Source organism: Aquimarina longa SW024, assembly GCF_001401755.1.
GTDB classification, from domain to species: Bacteria; Bacteroidota; Bacteroidia; order Flavobacteriales; family Flavobacteriaceae; genus Aquimarina; species Aquimarina longa.
The window spans coordinates 106,888-126,233 of sequence record NZ_AVQK01000015.1 but is presented as its reverse complement, the minus strand read 5'-3'; the positions used below and the strand labels follow the sequence as shown (position 1 = coordinate 126,233).

At 33.1% G+C, this 19,346-nt stretch carries 28 protein-coding genes; 25 read left to right on the top strand and 3 right to left on the bottom strand.

What is annotated here, in order from left to right:
* Positions 1-13 precede the first annotated feature (13 nt).
* The 5 genes from N456_RS03120 to N456_RS24200 all read left to right on the top strand — a co-directional run bounded on the left by N456_RS03120 (position 14) and on the right by N456_RS24200 (position 2,575).
* A complete protein-coding gene (locus N456_RS03120) occupies positions 14-499 on the top strand; it encodes a DUF6428 family protein (protein ID WP_062053801.1) in 486 nt (161 codons plus the stop codon).
* Positions 499-996 carry a GNAT family N-acetyltransferase gene (locus tag N456_RS03115; RefSeq protein WP_062053799.1) on the top strand — a complete coding sequence of 166 codons (498 nt, stop codon included), beginning with the start codon at positions 499-501 and terminating at the stop codon, positions 994-996. The genes N456_RS03120 and N456_RS03115 overlap by 1 nt, the downstream gene beginning before the upstream one ends.
* A gap of 16 nt (positions 997-1,012) precedes the next feature.
* Positions 1,013-1,441 (top strand): arsenate reductase ArsC, encoded by a 429-nt coding sequence (locus N456_RS03110; protein ID WP_062053797.1) that lies wholly within the window; start codon positions 1,013-1,015, stop codon positions 1,439-1,441.
* 676 nt (positions 1,442-2,117) lie between these two features.
* Entirely contained in the window at positions 2,118-2,393 is a 276-nt protein-coding gene (locus tag N456_RS03105; protein ID WP_062053795.1) for a MerR family transcriptional regulator, read from the top strand.
* Between the two features lie 20 nt (positions 2,394-2,413).
* Positions 2,414-2,575 carry a hypothetical protein gene (locus N456_RS24200; RefSeq protein ID WP_158447808.1) on the top strand — a complete coding sequence of 54 codons (162 nt, stop codon included), beginning with the start codon at positions 2,414-2,416 and terminating at the stop codon, positions 2,573-2,575.
* Positions 2,576-2,597: 22 nt separating this feature from the next.
* On the opposite strand, the gene N456_RS03095 is transcribed toward N456_RS24200, so the two are convergent.
* Both N456_RS03095 and N456_RS03090 read right to left on the bottom strand, forming a co-directional pair.
* Entirely contained in the window at positions 2,598-3,464 is an 867-nt protein-coding gene (locus tag N456_RS03095) for an IS3 family transposase (RefSeq protein ID WP_240315472.1), read from the bottom strand.
* A complete protein-coding gene (locus tag N456_RS03090) occupies positions 3,461-3,766 on the bottom strand; it encodes a transposase (RefSeq protein WP_033566529.1) in 306 nt (101 codons plus the stop codon). The genes N456_RS03095 and N456_RS03090 overlap by 4 nt, the downstream gene beginning before the upstream one ends.
* A 138-nt stretch (positions 3,767-3,904) precedes the next feature.
* On the opposite strand from N456_RS03090, the gene N456_RS03085 reads away from it, so the two are divergent.
* The 16 genes from N456_RS03085 (at position 3,905) to N456_RS03020 (ending at position 15,321) form a co-directional block, all read left to right on the top strand.
* Positions 3,905-4,429, top strand: a complete 525-nt coding sequence (locus tag N456_RS03085; protein ID WP_062053789.1) for a hypothetical protein — start codon at positions 3,905-3,907, stop codon at positions 4,427-4,429.
* Positions 4,430-4,446: 17 nt separating this feature from the next.
* Positions 4,447-5,283, top strand: coding sequence for a VapE domain-containing protein (locus N456_RS03080; RefSeq protein ID WP_148639162.1), 837 nt, complete (start codon positions 4,447-4,449; stop codon positions 5,281-5,283).
* 559 nt (positions 5,284-5,842) lie between these two features.
* Positions 5,843-6,331 carry a hypothetical protein gene (locus N456_RS03075; RefSeq protein ID WP_062053785.1) on the top strand — a complete coding sequence of 163 codons (489 nt, stop codon included), beginning with the start codon at positions 5,843-5,845 and terminating at the stop codon, positions 6,329-6,331.
* Between the two features lie 13 nt (positions 6,332-6,344).
* A complete protein-coding gene (locus N456_RS03070; protein WP_062053783.1) occupies positions 6,345-9,380 on the top strand; it encodes a transglutaminase-like domain-containing protein in 3,036 nt (1,011 codons plus the stop codon).
* Between the two features lie 40 nt (positions 9,381-9,420).
* Positions 9,421-10,065 carry a hypothetical protein gene (locus tag N456_RS03065; RefSeq protein WP_062053781.1) on the top strand — a complete coding sequence of 215 codons (645 nt, stop codon included), beginning with the start codon at positions 9,421-9,423 and terminating at the stop codon, positions 10,063-10,065.
* A 78-nt stretch (positions 10,066-10,143) separates the two neighbouring features.
* The gene (locus N456_RS03060; protein WP_062053779.1) at positions 10,144-10,470 is read left to right on the top strand and encodes a hypothetical protein; all 327 of its coding nucleotides are present in this window, start codon (positions 10,144-10,146) and stop codon (positions 10,468-10,470) included.
* 41 nt (positions 10,471-10,511) lie between these two features.
* Positions 10,512-10,865 carry a hypothetical protein gene (locus tag N456_RS03055; RefSeq protein ID WP_062053777.1) on the top strand — a complete coding sequence of 118 codons (354 nt, stop codon included), beginning with the start codon at positions 10,512-10,514 and terminating at the stop codon, positions 10,863-10,865.
* Complete coding sequence (locus N456_RS03050) at positions 10,858-11,199, top strand: hypothetical protein (RefSeq protein ID WP_062053775.1); 342 nt, start codon at positions 10,858-10,860, stop codon at positions 11,197-11,199. Before N456_RS03055 ends, N456_RS03050 begins: the two co-directional genes overlap by 8 nt.
* Entirely contained in the window at positions 11,200-11,529 is a 330-nt protein-coding gene (locus N456_RS03045) for a hypothetical protein (protein ID WP_062053773.1), read from the top strand.
* A 1-nt stretch (position 11,530) separates the two neighbouring features.
* Positions 11,531-12,493, top strand: coding sequence for a hypothetical protein (locus N456_RS03040; RefSeq protein ID WP_062053771.1), 963 nt, complete (start codon positions 11,531-11,533; stop codon positions 12,491-12,493).
* Positions 12,480-12,728, top strand: a complete 249-nt coding sequence (locus N456_RS03035; RefSeq protein ID WP_062053769.1) for a hypothetical protein — start codon at positions 12,480-12,482, stop codon at positions 12,726-12,728. The genes N456_RS03040 and N456_RS03035 overlap by 14 nt, the downstream gene beginning before the upstream one ends.
* 32 nt (positions 12,729-12,760) lie before the next feature.
* Positions 12,761-13,183 carry a hypothetical protein gene (locus tag N456_RS03030; RefSeq protein WP_062053767.1) on the top strand — a complete coding sequence of 141 codons (423 nt, stop codon included), beginning with the start codon at positions 12,761-12,763 and terminating at the stop codon, positions 13,181-13,183.
* 4 nt (positions 13,184-13,187) lie between these two features.
* Complete coding sequence (locus tag N456_RS03025; RefSeq protein ID WP_062053765.1) at positions 13,188-13,799, top strand: M15 family metallopeptidase; 612 nt, start codon at positions 13,188-13,190, stop codon at positions 13,797-13,799.
* A gap of 548 nt (positions 13,800-14,347) precedes the next feature.
* On the top strand, positions 14,348-14,506 hold the full coding sequence (locus N456_RS24195; protein ID WP_158447807.1) for a hypothetical protein: 159 nt from the start codon (positions 14,348-14,350) through the stop codon (positions 14,504-14,506).
* A 235-nt stretch (positions 14,507-14,741) separates the two neighbouring features.
* Positions 14,742-15,095: a hypothetical protein gene (locus N456_RS23980; protein ID WP_148639161.1), complete on the top strand. Its 354-nt coding sequence runs from the start codon at positions 14,742-14,744 to the stop codon at positions 15,093-15,095.
* A 7-nt stretch (positions 15,096-15,102) separates the two neighbouring features.
* The gene (locus N456_RS03020) at positions 15,103-15,321 is read left to right on the top strand and encodes a hypothetical protein (protein ID WP_148639160.1); all 219 of its coding nucleotides are present in this window, start codon (positions 15,103-15,105) and stop codon (positions 15,319-15,321) included.
* Between the two features lie 3 nt (positions 15,322-15,324).
* On the opposite strand, the gene N456_RS03015 is transcribed toward N456_RS03020, so the two are convergent.
* A complete protein-coding gene (locus N456_RS03015; RefSeq protein ID WP_262482798.1) occupies positions 15,325-15,723 on the bottom strand; it encodes a helix-turn-helix transcriptional regulator in 399 nt (132 codons plus the stop codon).
* A 223-nt stretch (positions 15,724-15,946) separates the two neighbouring features.
* On the opposite strand from N456_RS03015, the gene N456_RS03010 reads away from it, so the two are divergent.
* The 4 genes from N456_RS03010 to N456_RS03000 all read left to right on the top strand — a co-directional run bounded on the left by N456_RS03010 (position 15,947) and on the right by N456_RS03000 (position 19,343).
* The gene (locus N456_RS03010) at positions 15,947-16,225 is read left to right on the top strand and encodes a hypothetical protein (RefSeq protein ID WP_062053759.1); all 279 of its coding nucleotides are present in this window, start codon (positions 15,947-15,949) and stop codon (positions 16,223-16,225) included.
* Positions 16,226-16,237: 12 nt separating this feature from the next.
* Positions 16,238-16,531 carry a hypothetical protein gene (locus tag N456_RS03005; protein WP_062053757.1) on the top strand — a complete coding sequence of 98 codons (294 nt, stop codon included), beginning with the start codon at positions 16,238-16,240 and terminating at the stop codon, positions 16,529-16,531.
* A gap of 509 nt (positions 16,532-17,040) precedes the next feature.
* Positions 17,041-17,214: a hypothetical protein gene (locus tag N456_RS24190; RefSeq protein ID WP_158447806.1), complete on the top strand. Its 174-nt coding sequence runs from the start codon at positions 17,041-17,043 to the stop codon at positions 17,212-17,214.
* A gap of 302 nt (positions 17,215-17,516) precedes the next feature.
* Positions 17,517-19,343, top strand: a complete 1,827-nt coding sequence (locus N456_RS03000) for a type VI secretion system Vgr family protein (protein WP_062053756.1) — start codon at positions 17,517-17,519, stop codon at positions 19,341-19,343.
* The last annotated feature ends 3 nt before the right edge of the window (positions 19,344-19,346 follow it).

The window sequence follows — 19,346 nt, the reverse complement described above, 5'->3', positions numbered from 1 at the left end:
AATACTACAACTCATGAATACATCAGATTTTATAACATTACTAGCAGAACACCAAGATAAATCATTACTATTCGAGTACGCTCCTGGGATGTTAGTAGGAACTAATTACCATATTACCGAAGTAAAACATATGACTGTAGATTCTGTAGATTGCGGTGCTGGAACAGATTCTTGGAAAGAAACTATTATTCAACTTTGGGAAAGCCCTAGTGAATTAGGTAAGCCTAATTATATGAGTGCCTATAAAGCCTTAGGAATTCTGAGAAAAGTTGGCACGATAAAAACTTATGAGATGGAAGCTACAGTGAAAATAGAATATGGAAATACAACATTTCATACGGCACATTTGCATGTTTTGGATTATGAAATCAAAGACTCGCAATTGATTCTAAAACTGACTGTAAACCCTACTGATTGTAAAGCTAAAGAGGCTTGTGGAATTTCTGAAACAGATACCGCAGAAGTATCTTCTTGTGCTCCTGGTAGTGGTTGTTGCTAATGAATAATGAGATCCAAATAGCGCACTTTACAAAAGAAGATTGGTCAATGATTTCTACTATTTATCAAGAAGGAATTGATACAGGAATAGCTACTTTTGAAACTGAAGTGCCTAGCTGGAAACAATGGGATAATTCTCATATAAAATCATGTAGAATTAAAGCAATCGTTAAGGAAAAAATACTAGGTTGGGCAGCACTATCCCCTATATCAAAACGAAAAGTGTATAAAGGGGTCGGAGAAGTAAGCATTTATGTTTCAAAAAAATATAGAGGCAGAGGTGTTGGGAAATTACTCCTATCTCAATTGATTAAAGAGAGTGAGCAAACGGGGATTTGGACCTTGCAAGCTTCGGTATTTAGTAACAACAATACTAGTATTATATTGCATAAAAGCTTAGGATTTAGAGAAATAGGCTATAGAGAGAAGGTAGCCAAATTACATAATAAATGGTATGATAACACCATTTTAGAACGAAGAAGTAAAAAAATAATATAACCACAAAAACCACATTATGAATGTTTTAGTACTATGTACAGGTAATTCTTGCCGAAGCCAAATGGCAGAAGGCTATTTAAAATTTTTTGCAAAAAAAAATGCAACTATCTATAGTGCAGGCGTAGAGACTCATGGAGTAAACCCTAGAGCAATAGCAATAATGAAAGAAGAGGAGATTGATATCTCAGAACATACTTCTAATAATCTGGATGAATATTTAGATATATCTTTTGATTATATTATTACTGTCTGTGATAATGCTAAAGAAAGATGTCCTTTCTTTCCAGGAAAAGCAGAACGTTTACACTATAATTTCTTTGATCCTTCTAAAGTAGAAGGAACAGAAGAAGAAATTCATGCTGCATTTACAAAAACTAGAAACCAAATCAAGGAGTACTGCAAAGATTTCATAGAGAAAACTATAGTAAAATCAGTACCTCAATAAGTGGATTTAGTAAATGATGTTATTAGACCTCACAGGTTTTAAGACCTGTGAGATCTAATTATTTCTAACCTAAGTATCTGTAATTAACTAATAATCAGTTGTTTAATATCTATTTATTGTTTTTTAGAATAAACATAGATTAAACAATTAGAGTTAAATACTTATTTAAACTAATTAAGGAATTAAAATATAAACATTCATTTATATTATATTCAATGTTAAAAAAAAGATATTTTTTTTTGACAAGTTGCAACATTACATACTTTTAGTCGTTTTATACTTGTATATTTTAACTTTTGGTTGATTTTTAGTACTTAAAAGGCAAATAAGTGTACACCCCAACAAAAGCTTTATCCTACCTGAGCTTTTTTACATATTTTTTCTTTTATATGCTTAGATCTGACGTTTTAACGCTTAAAATTTATTTTTTAAGCATTAAAAATCGGAAAAAAGCCGCTTTTTTTAATGTTCATTAGCGTTTATTAAAACACTTTAACAAAAAATTAACTTGCCTTTAAAGTTCATTAGAGTGTATTAAAGAACAAAACTGCTGTGCCAATAGAAAAGGTATTGATTTTCTAAGATATTTAGCCAAAATTTACATCAAGGATTTTTATAAATCCCACTTTGCAAAGTGTATACATCTAATTTTTAATTAAGTAAGAAGGAAAAAATTATGAAAGGTAAATTTATCGCTTTCGAAACTGAAGCGTTTTACAGGTTAATTGATGAGCTAACGACTAGAGTAGTAAAAAAAGTACAACCTATCAAAGAAGAACCCAAAATAGAATGGGTAAACGGGGCAAAAGCAAAGCAACTTCTATGCATCAAAAGTACAGGAAAACTAAACCGCTTAGTCAAAGAAAAACATATTACAGCAGCTCAACATGGTAGGACTATTGTTTATTCTCGTAAAAGTATCATGGAATTTTTAGAAAAAAGTAAAATTTAATGACATTTAAAAAAGAAAATATGAAAACCAATGTATACTCAGATAAAAAACATTTCAAATCCTCATCCAAAAAAATCGTTGCACAAGCTTATAGTGTTAACGATAAAACGTTAAATAAATGGCTAGAACCCCATAAAAAAGCCATAGGAGTGTATCGCTCTCGATTTGGACTTGCAAGATAAATTCGGACAATTTTTCTAAGACCTATGCTACATTTTTAAGTTTATAAAATTCTATTTCAACTTCTATTGGAGTTTTGTATCCCAAAGAAGAATGTAATCTTTTCCTATTATACCAGACCTCTATGTAATCAAATACAGCTGTTTTAGCTTCTTGTATTGTTTTGAAACTATGATGGTAAACAAGTTCTGCTTTTAATGTTTTAAAGAAAGATTCTGCTACTGCATTATCCCAACAATTAGCTTTTCTACTCATGGATTGGGTAATCAACTTATTAGTAGTAACAACTTTTCTAAACTCTTTACTTGCGTATTGAACCCCTCTATCAGAGTGAAAAAGTAAAGGCGCCTCTATTTTTCTTTTAGAAGTTGCCATTTTCCAAGCGGGTACTATGGTTTGATCAGTAAACAAAGAAGTACTCAATGACCAACCTATCACCTGACGGTCATAAAGATCAATTAATGTTGTTAAATATAACCATCCTTTATTGGTTTTAATGTAAGTAATATCAGAGACCCAAACCTGATTTAATCTCTTGGGGTTAAACTCCCTATCCAAATGATTTTTGAATATGGGAAAACAATGATTTGAATCTGTAGTAATCTTATATTTCTTTTTTAATTTACTTCTTAACCCGTTAGATTTCATTAATCGGGAGATCCTACTTCTGGATACCTTATACCCTCTTCTAAGAAGTTCTTGTTTAATTCTAGGACTCCCATAAGTTTGTCTACTATCATAGAAGATATTTTTTATTTCCAAAGTTAATTTCTGGTCTTCTAAAACCCTATTACAAGGGCCATTACTATACCATCTATAATAACTACTTCTACTAACTTTTAGTACTTTACACATTCTCTCAATGGAATACATATGTTTATATGAAACTATGAATTGATAGATTTTCCATCGCTCTTGGAGAAAATGTGAACGGCCTTTTTTAAGATTTCTAGTTCTAATTGAGCATCTTTAAGAGCTTTACGTAACTCCTTCACTTCTTGGTTATCTATTTGAGAAGAAGGTGGTTTAGAAGCTTTTTTAGAAACTCCATCTTCACTATCTAGCTTACGCCAACGATAAATCCTATCAACTTTAACTCCTAATTCATCGGCTAATTCTTTTATGTTTTCTCGCTGATAGCTTAACCGAACAGCTTCTGATTTAAATTCTTTACTGTAAAATCGTTTCTTCATTTTTCTAAGATATTTATTTAAACATAAACTGTCTTAAATATCTGTCCGAATAAAGGTAGCAACTCCAATGTTATACTCCTAAGCAAATAGAAACAATTGTATCTGTTTTAGGAATACCAGAACATTACAACTTGATTTGTGTCTAAATCAGATAAGGATACTTCTATAAATTTTGAAAAGGCAATTCATCAAATGCAGAATGATTTGCAGTATCTAACAGATAAGGGAAGCGTAAGTAAACGATTTATTAAAAAACAAAATCAGATCCTTAAATCCCTTATCTGCTATTACAATCATACGCAAAAAGAGTTAGAGACTTCAAAGTCAGAGCTTATAAAAACGCGAATAGCTAATAGTACCTATAGGGAAAGACTCGAAAATCGTATCGTACAGTTTGAAGCAATTTGCATTATGTATGGAATTTTAGACTTTCCACGTTTTCTAGCCTTGCCTAAAAATACACTAATAGACTGGGCGGAACAACTCTATAAAGACAATCATTTTTTATATGCAGACAGCTTTAAAGACCTTATAAAAGAATTGCCTGTAGAACAAAAAGAAGTGCTTGAAAATATCCTATTTGAGAAATCAAGAAAAGAAATAAGTGAGTTATTAAAAAAAACAAAAAACAGTAATGTTTTAAAGAATGGCACTAGAATATAGAGAAATTGGGGGCGAGTATGAGCCTAAAAAAAATACTAAAGAAACAAACAAAAGGGAAAACAACGTGGCTAAATAAATTATGTCCTAAAGAAATGAGAGATTATTTGTCTTCTGGTCATATCACTCCCTCAATGACTGACAAAAACACAATTAATCTTCTCGCGGAAAAATGGTTTGTGAATATAGACGATCAGCTACAAAGTATCTTTAAAAAGGATTTTAATAGCCTTAAATCAATTATTACAGTTCCTTTTGTATCAAACCGTAAGGCATGGGCTAAAATATCTAAAACACGAGCTAGGGTGTGTTCTTTTATGGGATCTGTAGATACCGCAGAGTTTTTAACAGATAATCAAAATAGAAGATATTTAGTATTTGCAACTGATACTGTAAATTACAAACATAAAATACCAATGCAAAAAGTGTGGGCACAGGCATTACATCTTTTTAAAAACAATCATTCTTATTGGTTTTCTGATTCCGAAATTACGACACTCAATAAAATGAATGAATACTTTAGAAGTGCTAGTATGGAGGAAGAATGGTTATCTAAGATGTTTGAAATATGCAAAGAATCAGACCCTAAAGCAAATTTTTTAATGGCATCAGAAATACAAGCCCACTTAAATGCACATTCTGGATTACGGTTTAATAATAGGAGATTGTTACAAGCATTAGAAAAACTACATGGTAGACCTTTTCCAAAACGAGTACAAGGAAAAAGCCCCAGAAAGGTATACGCCGTTAAATATCTCTTAGAAGAACAAGACGGAGGAATACAACGAGAACTAAAACGTTCTTTTCAACAAGATGTAAAGAATAGATACCCCCCTACAGGATCTATGAAATTATAAAACTTAATTATTTCTCTTTAACCGATAGTTTACGCTATCGGTTTTTTTTGCGACTACATTTTTTGAATTTTAATAAAAAACCATTTTTTAAGAATATTACCGACTACAACGACTACAGTATCTTTAATCTCTATTATAAATATATAATATATTAATATATAAGTATTTATAATAACCAGCAGTATTGCTTTGGTGTAGTTTCTTTGTAGTTTTTGTAGTCGCAAATTCATCTTTTTTTCAAAATGTAGTCGCTGTAGTCTGTAGTTTTTAAGTTTTCAAACTTTTTATTTTCTTTTTTTCTTGTAATAGTTTTGTGAAACTATTGACTGTAAGTAGTCAAAATATAGGCGTACATAAGCTCTTTTTATACTAATATTGGTCAATATCGAGTAAAAAACACGCTACATATCACTAGATTTCAATATTCAGTATCATTGTTTTCTTATTCTATTTTTCACATATCAGTTAGAAACCTCTTTAATCCTCTTTATCCCGACTTTTAGTAATGTTAGGCTTTTTTTTCGGAAACCATATTCCCACATAGTGGCATCTTAACCCTATGAAAAAAATACTACTTGTTTCCCTATTTATATTTATTTTCATTGCCAGTACGCAAGGTTGGCGTATCTACGAAAAGATACGCCATGCCAAGCGTTTAAAAATAGGAGTACAAAAATTTCAACTGCTAAACCTCTCCTTAACTCCTGTAAGCAACATCATAGTATCACTTGGTAACTTTAGCAGTTCTACATTTACGATAGCACAAATTAAAGTAAATGCCTATACACAAGACGGTAAACTACTGGCAGAACAAACAACCCCATTAGCGCAACCATTTGTATTAAAACCCAATCAAAATAGCATCTTACCCCTATCCTTTACTATTGATACCACAGTAGTTTTACTTGCTTTAAAATCCATAGGAGGATTAAGCAGTTTAGCAGCTAATTATCTCACTACAGGTCAGTATGGTTTGCCAATCATTTTAAAAGGTTTTGTGGAGACAGAAAACATACAAGTTCCTATAAATCAATCAATAACTATATAAACGACAGTTAACTATGGAAGATTTAGGCAAAATAGAAGATGCAGGGGCAATTGTACGAGGTGGCGGAATAGATCGACATTGGCAAAGCATTGAACCTGAACAAGAGTTTTTAAGCATGTTTAGAAAAAAGTCAAAACACGATTGGCTTTTTGATAGCAACTTAGCCTTGTCTCATTTCAATTTACGGAGTATTGAATTTGGTAACTGGATGACGCAACAAGACCGAGCCAATTTTTTATACGCATCTACCCTATCCTTACATCATTTAGCCCAAGTTTTAAAGATCAAAGATGCTGATATAGGTCTAGGGGGGCGTTTATCAATTGCACTAGGGGCAAGAGGTTCTGGGGCAGCAGCAGCGCATTATGAAAGCACACCATACGCAGTAATTAATTTAACTAAAACACAAGGTTTTGGCGCATTAGCGCACGAATACGCCCACGCTGTAGATAATATCATTAGTTACCTTACTAAAAGTAGGCAAACATTTGTTTCAGGAGGGCGAATAATCCGAAGAGGATATAACTCCGATATCGCAAAAAACGGTAATTTCTTTGAGCAACAATTCGAGGATTTTTTTAACCTCTTATACTTTACAAAAGATGGTGAAGAAACTCAATTTTCTAAAGATATTTCTAGCTTTAATAAAGGGGATTATTACGAACGTAGAAATGAGGTTTTCGCCCGTTCCTTTGAGGTCTATACTTTTAACCTTTTAAAAGATGCTAAAATCAAGGATACTTTTCTGGTAGAATCTTCTTATAAATCTATTATTTATCCTAATCAAACACTTTCTGCATTAGTAAAACCTATCATAGATCATATGATAAAAAAAGGATTTATTGAAATCAGAAAGCATAAAAACACAACCCTACAAGGCATTACCACCCCTACAGGCTACAAAGGATTTAGAAAAACATTAAAAGAGAGTGCTAACCTTGACGATACGCTACTAGCCATGAAACGTATAGCTTTGCGCGATTTTAAGCAAGTTGAAGGGCTAGCCATAGAACTACAAGGAAATACCATTGCAAAAACAAGTCAAAATATTTGGGAATATCTACGGGAGAATACACGATATAAACTAGATCAAAAAGGCATTGAAGAGTTGCGTACCCCTACACGAAGTATCATTGACGGACAAAAAGGTGTATATGATACCTATTATGGTATTGATTGCGATGATTATACCATACTAGTCAGTGCTTTACTCCTAAATTTAGGTATAGATCATGAATACCGCGTAGCAGCGTATGAAGAAGTAGGTAAATTTCAACATATCTATCCCGTTGCTTTTGATACAGACGGCACACCTTATATTATTGATATTGTGCCCGAAATCCCACATTTTAACTACGAAGAACACCCAATTATAGACTTAAAAACAATACCTATGGAATTACACGAATTATCTGGAATAGATCCAGAAATCGAAAATTTAGAATACCCGATTACAGACGAAGAAATTTTAAACGATTATGCCGAAGAAATGCACGAAGCTAACGAGTTAGAGGGTATTGAAGATGATTACGAGGATGCCATTTTAGACAGTAATTTTTTATCTGGTTTTGCAGAAGTATATAACGAGAATGAAGCTGATATTGTACTACATGGAACATCTGATACCATTGCGCTTTTAGAACGTGGTATTTTAGCCGAAGTAAACAAAGCTCGCCAGACATTAGCTAACGAAAGTAGACAACCTACTGTATTAAGTCAATTGGTAGACGTTAGCAAAGAATTACGCTTAATTGATACCGTAATGAAATCGTGGAATAATGAAGATCTACGAGACAGTACCCTTATGGCAGCAATGCGCTCTGATAGTGCCTATACTAATTTTTTTAGAGCGATCAAAAAAGCATTAGACGAGTTAAAAAACGAGCAACTTAGCGGTATAGATGATGAGGAATTAGACGAACCGTTATATTTAGCGAGAACAACAGAAAATCATCCAGACTTTTTACAAGATGTGATAGAAGACCAAGAGGATGACGAGCTAGAGGGGTTTGAAATAGATGATTTTGAAGAGGATGAAGAAGAAATGCCGAATCTTAGTGGTTTTTTTAAAAAAGTATTCCGAAAAGTAAAAAGAGGAGTAAAAAAGGCGATCAAGTTTGTTACCCGTTTTAATCCCTTTACCCTTGCCATGCGTGGTGCAATCATCTTAGTGTTAAAGCTTAACCTATTCAAGTTTTCTGAAAAATTAATCTACGGGTATTTAACCCGAAATCAAGCCAGACAACAAGGATTAAATATAGGAGAATGGGGATCGAGAGTACGAAAATTACGTAGAGCAGAACGATTTTTTACAAAAATAGGGGGTCGAGCAAGTAAGTTTAGACGTGCAATTGTAAGAGGTCGCGCACGTAGAAAAACAAGACTCCCCCTAAGTGGTTTAGGTGCAGTTGCAACTACCAGTACTGCTGCTGCTAGTGGCTTTGTAATTTTTGTACGGAAATTACTACAAAGCATAAAACCTATTCGATTAGTAAAAAAAATAGTTCATAAAATAAAAAATAAAAATAAGCCTACAGTGTATAGACCTCCTAATTCTTGGAATCCTCCAACACCTAGAGGAGATACACACCCATCTACAAACCAAGCAACATACAATAACGTAGATACAGATCCTATAAAACAAAGCTTTTTACAAAAGGTGAAAAATGTATTTACCAAGCATAAAAAGAAATGGATTTTTGCAATTGTAGTAATGGTGATCGCTATTGTAGGGCGTAAATATTATGTCAAAAATCAAAAAAAACACAAACGCTCCCTAGCAGGTATAAAAGCAGCCAGAACTAGAGCTAGAAACCGTAAACAACTAGCCACACCACGCAGAACAACAACCCAAAAACGAAGAACTCCACAATTAAAAGGAAGTACTACCACCATACGGCTACCCTCTAAAGCAGTGAGTCGAAGAACGCGAAAAACCTCTAATGCTACACGATTAAGAGCCATGCACAAAAAGGCTAAAGAACTACAAAAAACTAGCCCTAAAACAAAATATAGCACACTATTAAAACGCGCAGCAAAACAAATATAATCATACACAAAAAGTAATTTTTTTAAACACCAAAAACACAATGGACGATTTAACAAACGATGAAATCATATTAGCAGGATTAGGAGAAATAGACGGACGAAGAGGAAGACATACTAAAGCTCAACAGGCTGTAAAATCCGAAATCGGAGCATCCCGATTCAGACGACACTTTTTAGACAGAGTACATAAGTTACCACGACAATTACAACAAGATTTAATACGTGGTAAAGCACAGATAAGTGATGCCCCCTATTATGCTACAAATGAACTAAAAGGTACACGTTCTGAACTTATCAAACTATCTACCTCAGAAAAATTAGGTATGACAAATATTGATAATGGTAAGCTGAACAAAGACAGGTTTTTAACACTCTCAGGAATCCGTTTGCTCTTTGATAAAGATAGCATAGAAGGGCGTTTTACAGATACATTTCCTGCGGACTTACTTAATGGCGAATGGGAACTAGAATTGAACGGTCAAAAAGTTTTTGAAAAACAACCGATTCGTAAATTTTTTGATGGTTTTTTCGGCTATAATACGACTAAACCTTTTGGTTTGTATGTCCTAAATAACCCTAAAATAATCAACCCCCAAACACCAATTGAGTTTAATGTTAATCTACCAAATGAGGTTCAAGGATTTTTAAAAATATTTCTCGAAGGAACAAGCGTATACAGCTATTAATTATTTCCCCAATGTAACCCTAAAGCTACTGTACTCCTACAAAATATATACAGTAGCTTTTTAAAAACATAACATAATATGAGTACAATGAACAATCCTGATTATACTAATCTTGTCAAAGTAGAGCTAATTGACTTGCTAAAAAAAAGAGATATTCAAGTAAAAAAACAAGTTGAAGAACTAGAAAAAGTCAAAAAAAATGCAAATGAGAACGTAATAAAGTATGAAGCCAAAATAAAAAACATACAAAAAGAGCTTACCGAATGCCAAAACAGTGATACTGCAATAAGTCTTATTGATAGGCTTATCAAGCTACCAAAAACAGAGACACAAAAACTACCATTTTTAATGCGTACCACCAATAATGGTATAAAAGGCTTTATAGCATTTAATTACGGAATGTAAATTACCCTCTAGTCTACTCCATAACCTCCAATTACAACATAATGAAAACAAAAATTCAATTATTAGAAACCACTGTTAAGGCAGCAAATGAAGTGATACGACTCAACGAAAACCTAGACATTAACTATAAAAAAATAGGTGGAATAGCAATATTAAGTAGTATAGGAAAAGGACATCTACTAAGATCATTTACGATTGCAGGCGCAGAGGTGTTTCCTAAAAATTTCGAAGTCGAATTTTTACAATCTTCTAGCCATGTCACACCGAACGAACGTTTTTTTTCATTATCAGAAATTGCAGATGGTAAAAAAGTGGAGGTTGAGTACATAGACAGTGGTAATGCAACTGCATACCCTTATAGTTTGAAAATATATATGCTCCTAACCAATGACTAATAAAACACATATCATTCGCATTGTTGGAGCTGTTATTGAAGCTAAAGAACGTCTTACCTTTCGGTACGTAGTAGGCAAAAACATGAAACAAATGACGGGGGTATTATGTAGCAACGATACACAGCTAACAATTAGTTTTTTAAACGGTGTTGATTTAGAAATGAACAGCTTAGAAACAATGTTTGTTGATTCGCTTGATTTACCTCCAAACACACGTATACTATCATGGGATCAAGATCTTAGCCAATGTCGTGTTATCGTGGGGAACATCACCAACATTAAAAGTACAGCTCAGTACGTCAGTCTTTATCTATTAACGTATAAAAATGAATAAATGAAAAGTAATGACTCCTTACTCTCCCACATGATTACGCAAGATGATTACGTAAATCATAAGTTAGCAAAACTAGTTACTGATGAAAGAATAACGAATCCGAAAACAATTAAAGTAAAAGCTAATGAGGTGGTTTACTTACATTATTTTCATTCCAATGTAGCTAAATTCAATATAACGATGACCACAGCTACAGAAACAATAGTACTCGATAGAAATAATACAGTACATCACTGTAGCAATACGATACTTAGAGCCGTATCTGACATTCATTTTAAAAGTGTAGAGCAAGCCAATTTTTTTGTACAACTGCTAAGAATACAATATTAACATGAAAAAAGTAAAAAACTACATCGCCCCTGATCTGGCAAAAAAGAAAATAGCAAGATACAAGTACTGGAATATAAAGGACGAAAGCGGAATAAGTATTACATCTAGCGAAGATATAACCGATGGGCGTAGCTTCGGTGAAGTATTAGACGCAATTATAAGCGACAATGTAGACGCAGAAGTACAGGTAAAATTTGGAACTAACGAACAATCAAGCCGACAAAACGCACCTATTTTTATTCGTATTAATGAGACAATCGAGTGGGTTGAGCCAGAAGAAGAAGAAACGATAAACATTAACGGTGTAGCCCATAAAGTAGATAAAAATGGTAATGTGAACATTAATTTTTCATCTCCACAAGACGCAACACCAATTATCGAAGCTCCTAGCGATATAATGCGTCAAGAAATGGAAATACAATTGGAGGGATTGCGAAAAGAAAGCGAGCTAAAAGAACAACGCTATCAATCTGATTTACATAACAAATTAGCAGAACAAACGCTAAAATTTAAAGAAATGATGCTTTCCGAGCGCGAAAGTAGAATAGCAGAGCGAGAGCAAGATCTAACGATTAAAGAAAGTATAGTAGCAGAAAAAGAAGCAGAAATGACCGATCAGTTAAAAGGTTATGTCAAGCTCATCCCCTCTACACTAGGAGGTGTTATCAATGAATGGATAAAAACAAATCCGTTTGGAAAAAAAACACCATTAGGAACAGTAGAAAAAGAAAAATCAAAACAAAAGCCAAAACCTAGAAATCCCGTTCAGTTTTCTATCGATGAGCCAGAAGAAAATGAACTAACAGAGGATAACGAGCTATTGGATATAGCGGTGTACGATCATCAAGAAGTAGACCAAGCTCCAGAAGTCGAAAACAGTCAAATAGAAAACAATACAAATGATAATCTGCCTACTGATGATGATGACCAAACACAAAACACAACAGACCATGAAGGACTTTAATATATCGCTTACCGTACCTGCCGAAAACAAAGAACAACTACAGGAAAAATTACAAGCGTTTCAAGATCTTCAAGATCATTTAGAACATGAGGACTTTATAACTTCTACTTCTATTATAGTCGAGCATCCCGATATTGTTGATTTTATAAAAGAAGTAATACCAGAAGAGGGGGAAGAATTGAGCATGACAGACTACATTAAAATAGCTAAAAAAGCCTTTGAACGTTTCTCATAATACCTTTTTATAACCCCCTTACTCTATATATCATGAATCCATTAATCATTGCAGAAGCTCTAAAAGGTACAACCGCTATGTTTGGTAATCTATTATCAAACAGAAAAGTACAAATAGTACTGCTCATTGTTATTCTGTATTTCGTTTTTAGAAGAAAAATTAAAAAAATGATCTACAACTACAGACAGCGAAAATTTAACCAAAACGAAGCTAGAGACGTTAACCAATTAGCGCAACAATATAGGTCGGCAGCTAATCCCTCTGGTATATCGTGGATGATTAATGCCGACGGAACGGACGAAAAGGAAATTGAGCGTTTAGGCTACCAAACCAAAGGGCAATTACAGCCCATTGCAGACGCATACCGCTTAAAGTTTGAAGAATCGCTAACCGATAGATTACGAAAAGAATTAAGCCCTAAAGAATTTCAGGACTGGAAAAATATTATTGACTAAGATTATGAATATCAAATTTACCCCTAATCGAACTGCTAAAATACTCCTTGTCATTGTGCTATTCATCATCATTGCTATTGCTTACAAAAAAAGAAAAAAGCTTAAAAAAACTGCTATGAATACCATTAACTATATCAAGCAAAAAACATGGGATATCTATTCTAATCGTAGAATAGATACCCTACACCCCGATATAAGAGCTAAAACAAAAGAGTTTATTATAAGAGCAGAAAAAGAACTAGGCATTAAATTACGTGTTACCTCTGCCCTTAGAACATGGCAAGAACAAAACCGATTATACAAAAAAGGAAGATCCGCTCCTGGTAAAAGAGTAACCAATGCAAAAGCAGGGGAAAGCTATCATAATTACGGTCTTGCGTTCGATGTCGTAGAAATCAAAAACGGGAAAGCGTTATGGAATAATCCCAATTGGCAAAAAATAGGCAACTTAGGAAAATCATTAGGCTTTGAGTGGGGTGGCGACTGGAAACAAGTTAAAGATAAACAAGATAAAGACAAACCACACTTTCAAAAACGATTTGGTAAACACCATACCACACTAGCGAAATTATACAAATCAGGACAACGTAAAGGAAATTATATATTGTTGTCATAGAAACTATAAATGTTCTTTCCATTTCCTACTTTATCGTCTACACTCCTTCTCTAAATCCTAAATTACGGAAAACCACATTTTTTAACTAAAAATTACGGTAAAACCATAGTAAAAATACTTATTACCAATACATGTAATCTTTTGATTATTAACGAATTAAAGATATAAAAGGTTGATTTTTATAACGGACAATTAAATATCTGACGTTTTCAGTAAAAAAAAATGTTAAAAAAAGGTAAATTTTTACCCTTTTTAAGGGAAAAAAAGGTGTAAAACCACATTTAAAATACTGTTTATCTAAAACATAGGATTAGTATTTCTGAATAGTTAGGGGAAATCAGCATTTTTAACAAAAAAAAAACATCGTATAAACCTCTAATTACCAATGGCATAATATTGTTTTACTCACACAAAATTAGCGATTTACGGGGAAACCGTATTTAAATACACTTTCTTCTTTAGTATATTTGACTGTTTTCTAACAACATATAGAGAATCAAATATTTAGTTGTATTTTAGAAACACTAATTCATAAAATACAACTCCAAATGAAAACCCTAATTACTTTAGTAAGCATGTTACTTATGATCGTTTTGATAAGTAGCTGTGAGAAACAAACAATAGATAATGAAACAGGAATCGAAGAGGTGCAAAAACCTCAAAAACTTATTGATAAAGACGAAATCGAACCAGGATCGAGAGGGTGAAAATTTAAAAAGTATATTCTGCTATACTTCGATAGCTATATTACCTTTTATTTTATATAGCTATCGTTTTTTTCCGAAGGTAGAAGTTGTTTCAATATTAGGCTATGAATGGGATTTTAATGGTTTTACATCATCCTATTCATTTCTATTTGCTTTTTTATCTAAAGTATCACCAATTATATTCATTTCTATTTTTTTCTTAAACCCTAAGCCAATAACTATTCTCAAAAAAAAGTTGACGATTAAACAATTTTTATTCCCTACTCTTTTAATATATTGCTATCAACTTACATTTATTCTTCTTCCTGTAGATAAAATTGATGAAGGTTTTTACACAGAATTAGTAGGCTGGAGTACAGCATTAATAATGTCTTCAATAGTTATTTTTTCTAACGAATTTTTGATTTTAGTATCAAGAATATCTTATCTGATTTACCTTAAAGTAATACGTAATTCTTACCACCTAAAGTTAAAAATACGAGACTTAATTTCATTTATTGTAAGTACAAGAAATAATGATTTCCATACATTGGATAAGAAATCCTTTGATAAAGATATGTGGGAAGTTCTCAAAAAGACAAGTAAATAAGGCGATGATGGGGAAAGAAGAAATTAAAATAGTAAAAGAATTAGAAAAGAAAGGATTTATAACAAGTAGGGATAGCCTTAATCAATTGATGATTTTGGCTATTAAGGAAAATGAAAAAAAAATAGGAGAAATAAAAAAAAAATCTATTGAGGCTTTTAGAAACCAAAAAATAATGACAAAACATCAATTTTTAGAACGATTAACTATAAAGTTAAAAAGTTACTAAGTTCTATTCTTTAGTTTCTGACCTTTTCTCTATTAAAATACTTTGCATTTCAAGCTCAATAATCTTCCATGCTTCTGATTTAATAATAGATTTTATCAAAGGATTTTTTAACATACTCTCTTTTCTAGAATTAAAATATAATGCAACTTCATCTTCTGTAATTCCTTCAAATTTTTCAGTAATCACTTTTATAACTTCATTATTATTTACTAGACTATTATCATCTTTAAAACCATAAGATATATCATAGTTTTTAAGGATATTTCCAAATAACTTCTTTTTATGTTCGGGAATATTACTCCCAGACTCGTAGTTCACAATTGTTTTTCTAGTCACACATAATAAATCAGCAAAATCTTGCTGTGTCATACTTCTTTTCTTTCTCTCTTCTTTGATATTCAAAACACTATAAATCAGTTAAAAATTTAATAATAAATACATGATGAGTAAATAAAGAGAAATATTTCTCTTTATTTATATTGTTTTTGATAAAAATTACCCTTATTTTTACCTAAAGTAAAATACAAAATACAAATATATGAAAACAGTATCAACAATTGATGATTTACGTACTATTGAGCTTATAGGCTATTGGTATATCATAGAACTATAATTTTTTTGAGATATGGCATCAGATAATAACAATCCTATAAGTAGTGTATTATCTACATTATTAAAAGAATCATTATCTACATCGCAGCTACGCGCAATAGCTAAAAAATATGATGTGCATTATAATACTATTATTAATATAAGAGATCGAAAAAAAAAATCCCCAGATAAAACTATTCTAAAGGAGATGATAGAAACAGCGATAAATACGCAAAAAGATCAAATCAAAAAGGGAAAGAATCTTTTGATGCTATTACAAAAAGAGTTTACTAAATTAATACAACACCCCTAAAATAAAATAGATATGAAAACAAGTACCACCCAAGAAAAAGAAAGAAGAGTACGTCTTTTTGAAGAACGTGTATTCGCTATATTACACATTAAGCAATGGGAGTTTAATTGCTGTGTAGAAAGCTATAGAGGCTACGCCTTATTATTACGACTATGGATACAAGAATCTAATCGGCAGGGATTAAACTCTGGTGAGATTGCATCCATAATCCGTAAATCTCCTTTAAATATAGATGATATTAGACAGTATAAACCATTATCCCTAAAAAAGGTGATCCCTAAAAATAGTAGAGTGAGTGTAAATTAAGTTGAGTTAGTTTGTGCAAAGATGTCGGGTACGATAGCAATGTAATACATGATGTGTTATAGTAAAAAGGTATACATAGAGTTTATTTTCTATTTTGACAATCTTCCTTTTTTCTATCAGTATACCAATATGCTACGTATCAGATGTCTTTGCTAACTAGCAAACAAACTAAATACCTCGCTCTAAACATAAAAATATAGATAAATGATAGACCATATAGTATTATTTCTAATAGGTTTTGGAATAGGCTGTCTAATAACTAAAAAAAGTAATTAATAAAATATAGGTCAGGGGCAATACTATAGTAATGATAGGTTATAGCTTGGGGACATATAATGTATACTATATACCAATCAATTGCCCCTGTATTTTTTAAAAATTCTAGTAGTCCCCCAATGAGGAAAGCAAGAGTAATTTTTGTACACATTACCCCCACTGTAGTCCTCTGTGTACATAAATGCTCTTGTATCCTTTTTTAGATCAATAATAACATATATAAAAAAACAATAATGCTAGTAGAAGACAACTTAGAAGAAGTACCAAAAGAAATCGTATTCGGTATCCTAGAACTACTAAACATCAATACATCAGATTTTGAAAATAAACTATTAGAGGATGACCCCCGTTACATAAAAATATATGCATGGATCTATGCTAGGTATCATGAGCATAAAGACACTTAAAAACATTAAAAAAGATCAAAAAGATAGGTGTAGGAATAATCGTAATAAAAAAAGGGGTTTTTTCCCCTGATCAACCCCTTGTATACCCCTATATATAAGGGTACATTTGGGTAACAGTATTTAAAAAAAACTACAAACCAACAACCATAAAAAAGCAGTACTAATTCTACGGTTTTTACGCAGCAACTAATCCATAGGTATAGGGTATATGTACTCTCTGATGATCCCAAAAACCTTTACGGATTTAGTTAACTAAGACCTAAACATAATCGTAAGTCAGTAACTAAAAAAAAACATAAAGGATGATACAAGAAATTAATGTTTACATCGGTGGTACACCGCTATTGGGGTACACCGCTTTTAATGGATCAATTACACAGCAGATAGGTAAGCATCATTTGTTTAGCATATCGTTTTCTTCATTTTTGGATAAGGATTTACAATCTGTACCCTTCCAAGATCATGAGAAATACCAGAATCAGGAGATTTCTATCTTCTCATCAGATGGCGCATTACAATTTACAGGGATTATTCTTAGTGTACAGCATACTAAGAACGATGATGGCAATCATGGAGGGATGCTCTTTAGAGGAGCCAGCCCCACTATAGGATTACAAAAATCAACACAGTGCCAGAGCTTTGATACAGGTACTACATTAAAGAATATGAGTACTCATATCCTACGAGACTACTCCACACTACCCACTTACTACGGCTCAGAAACCGATAAACAACTAGGCTATACCGTACAGTATAATGAGTCCGACTGGGATTTTATTACCCGTATGAGCAAGCGATATGGCATATTTACCTACTATGATGGTGAGCAATTAAATATTGGTAGAAATCCCACTAAGGTAGTAGAATGGTCTGGCACATTCGGGCAAGATATCAAAGAGTTTACCATCAATGACGATCTAGAGGAGCAGCTAGCCACATTACACTACCACGATCATATCACACAGCAGCCCCATACTGCTACTACTATACAATCCAATAGTAGTACCCCAGATCTATTAGCACCTACCGCCAATAGATCCGAAGCAGCATTTAGTAAACAGAGTACATACTATTATACACATCTACAGGATGATTATTTTGCACAGCAACACCTAGATTACCTAACCAAAGTACATGCAGAGAGCCAAAAAGCCCGTATGATTACTGCTATCGGTAGGACTACGATACTGGGTTTAAAACCCTGCGACCACCTACAGGTAACAGGGCATCACTATAGTAATAGTGCTACCTCAGAGCATCCCTATGGTACTTATGAGCTGACTAAAGTAACCCACCATTTTAATAACACGGGCTATTACCATAATGAGATTGAGGGAATTGTAACAGGAGTAGAACACCCCCCTTATAGTAATATTAATGCTGTACCTAAGACAGAAGCCATGTCTGCTATAGTAATGGATAATAGAGATACAGAGGGATTAAACCGAGTAAAACTACAATTCCCTTGGCAGCAACAAGCCAATACGACTACTGATTGGGTACGCTGTGCCAATACCCACGCAGGGGCAGCACATGGCAGTTATATGGTAGCGGAGATCGGAGACGAGGTATTTTGTAATTTTTTAGGCGATAATCCAGAACGTCCATTGGTTATAGGATCTGCATATAATAAAACCGCCAAAAGCGAATTCTATACCCCAGATAATACGATCAAAGCGATACAAACCAAAAGTGGTAATACTATCATTTCTGATGATGAAACTGGTAGTATCACCGTACAGAACCAGAGTGGTAGTACTATTACCTTAGAACCCAATGGTAATATTAAGATCAGTGCTCCAGAGACACTAACCTTAGAGGCTAAGAATATACTACTACAAGCCATAGAGAATATACAAATCATATCCCAGCAAGACACCAGTATCACCACACAGGGCAATATCACTACCAATAGCACAGGTACACTATCGCTACACTCGCAGGGTAATGCCAGTATGAATAGCGATGCTAATATGAACCTACACGCACAATCGGACACCATTATAGAGGGGCAAAATATCCGTAGCCAAGCCCTATCCAATGCCGATATGATAGGCAGTCAAACGACCATAAAAGGAACTACAATAGCTACTGTACAAGGAGCTAGCGGTAAACAAGAAATTAGATAAACT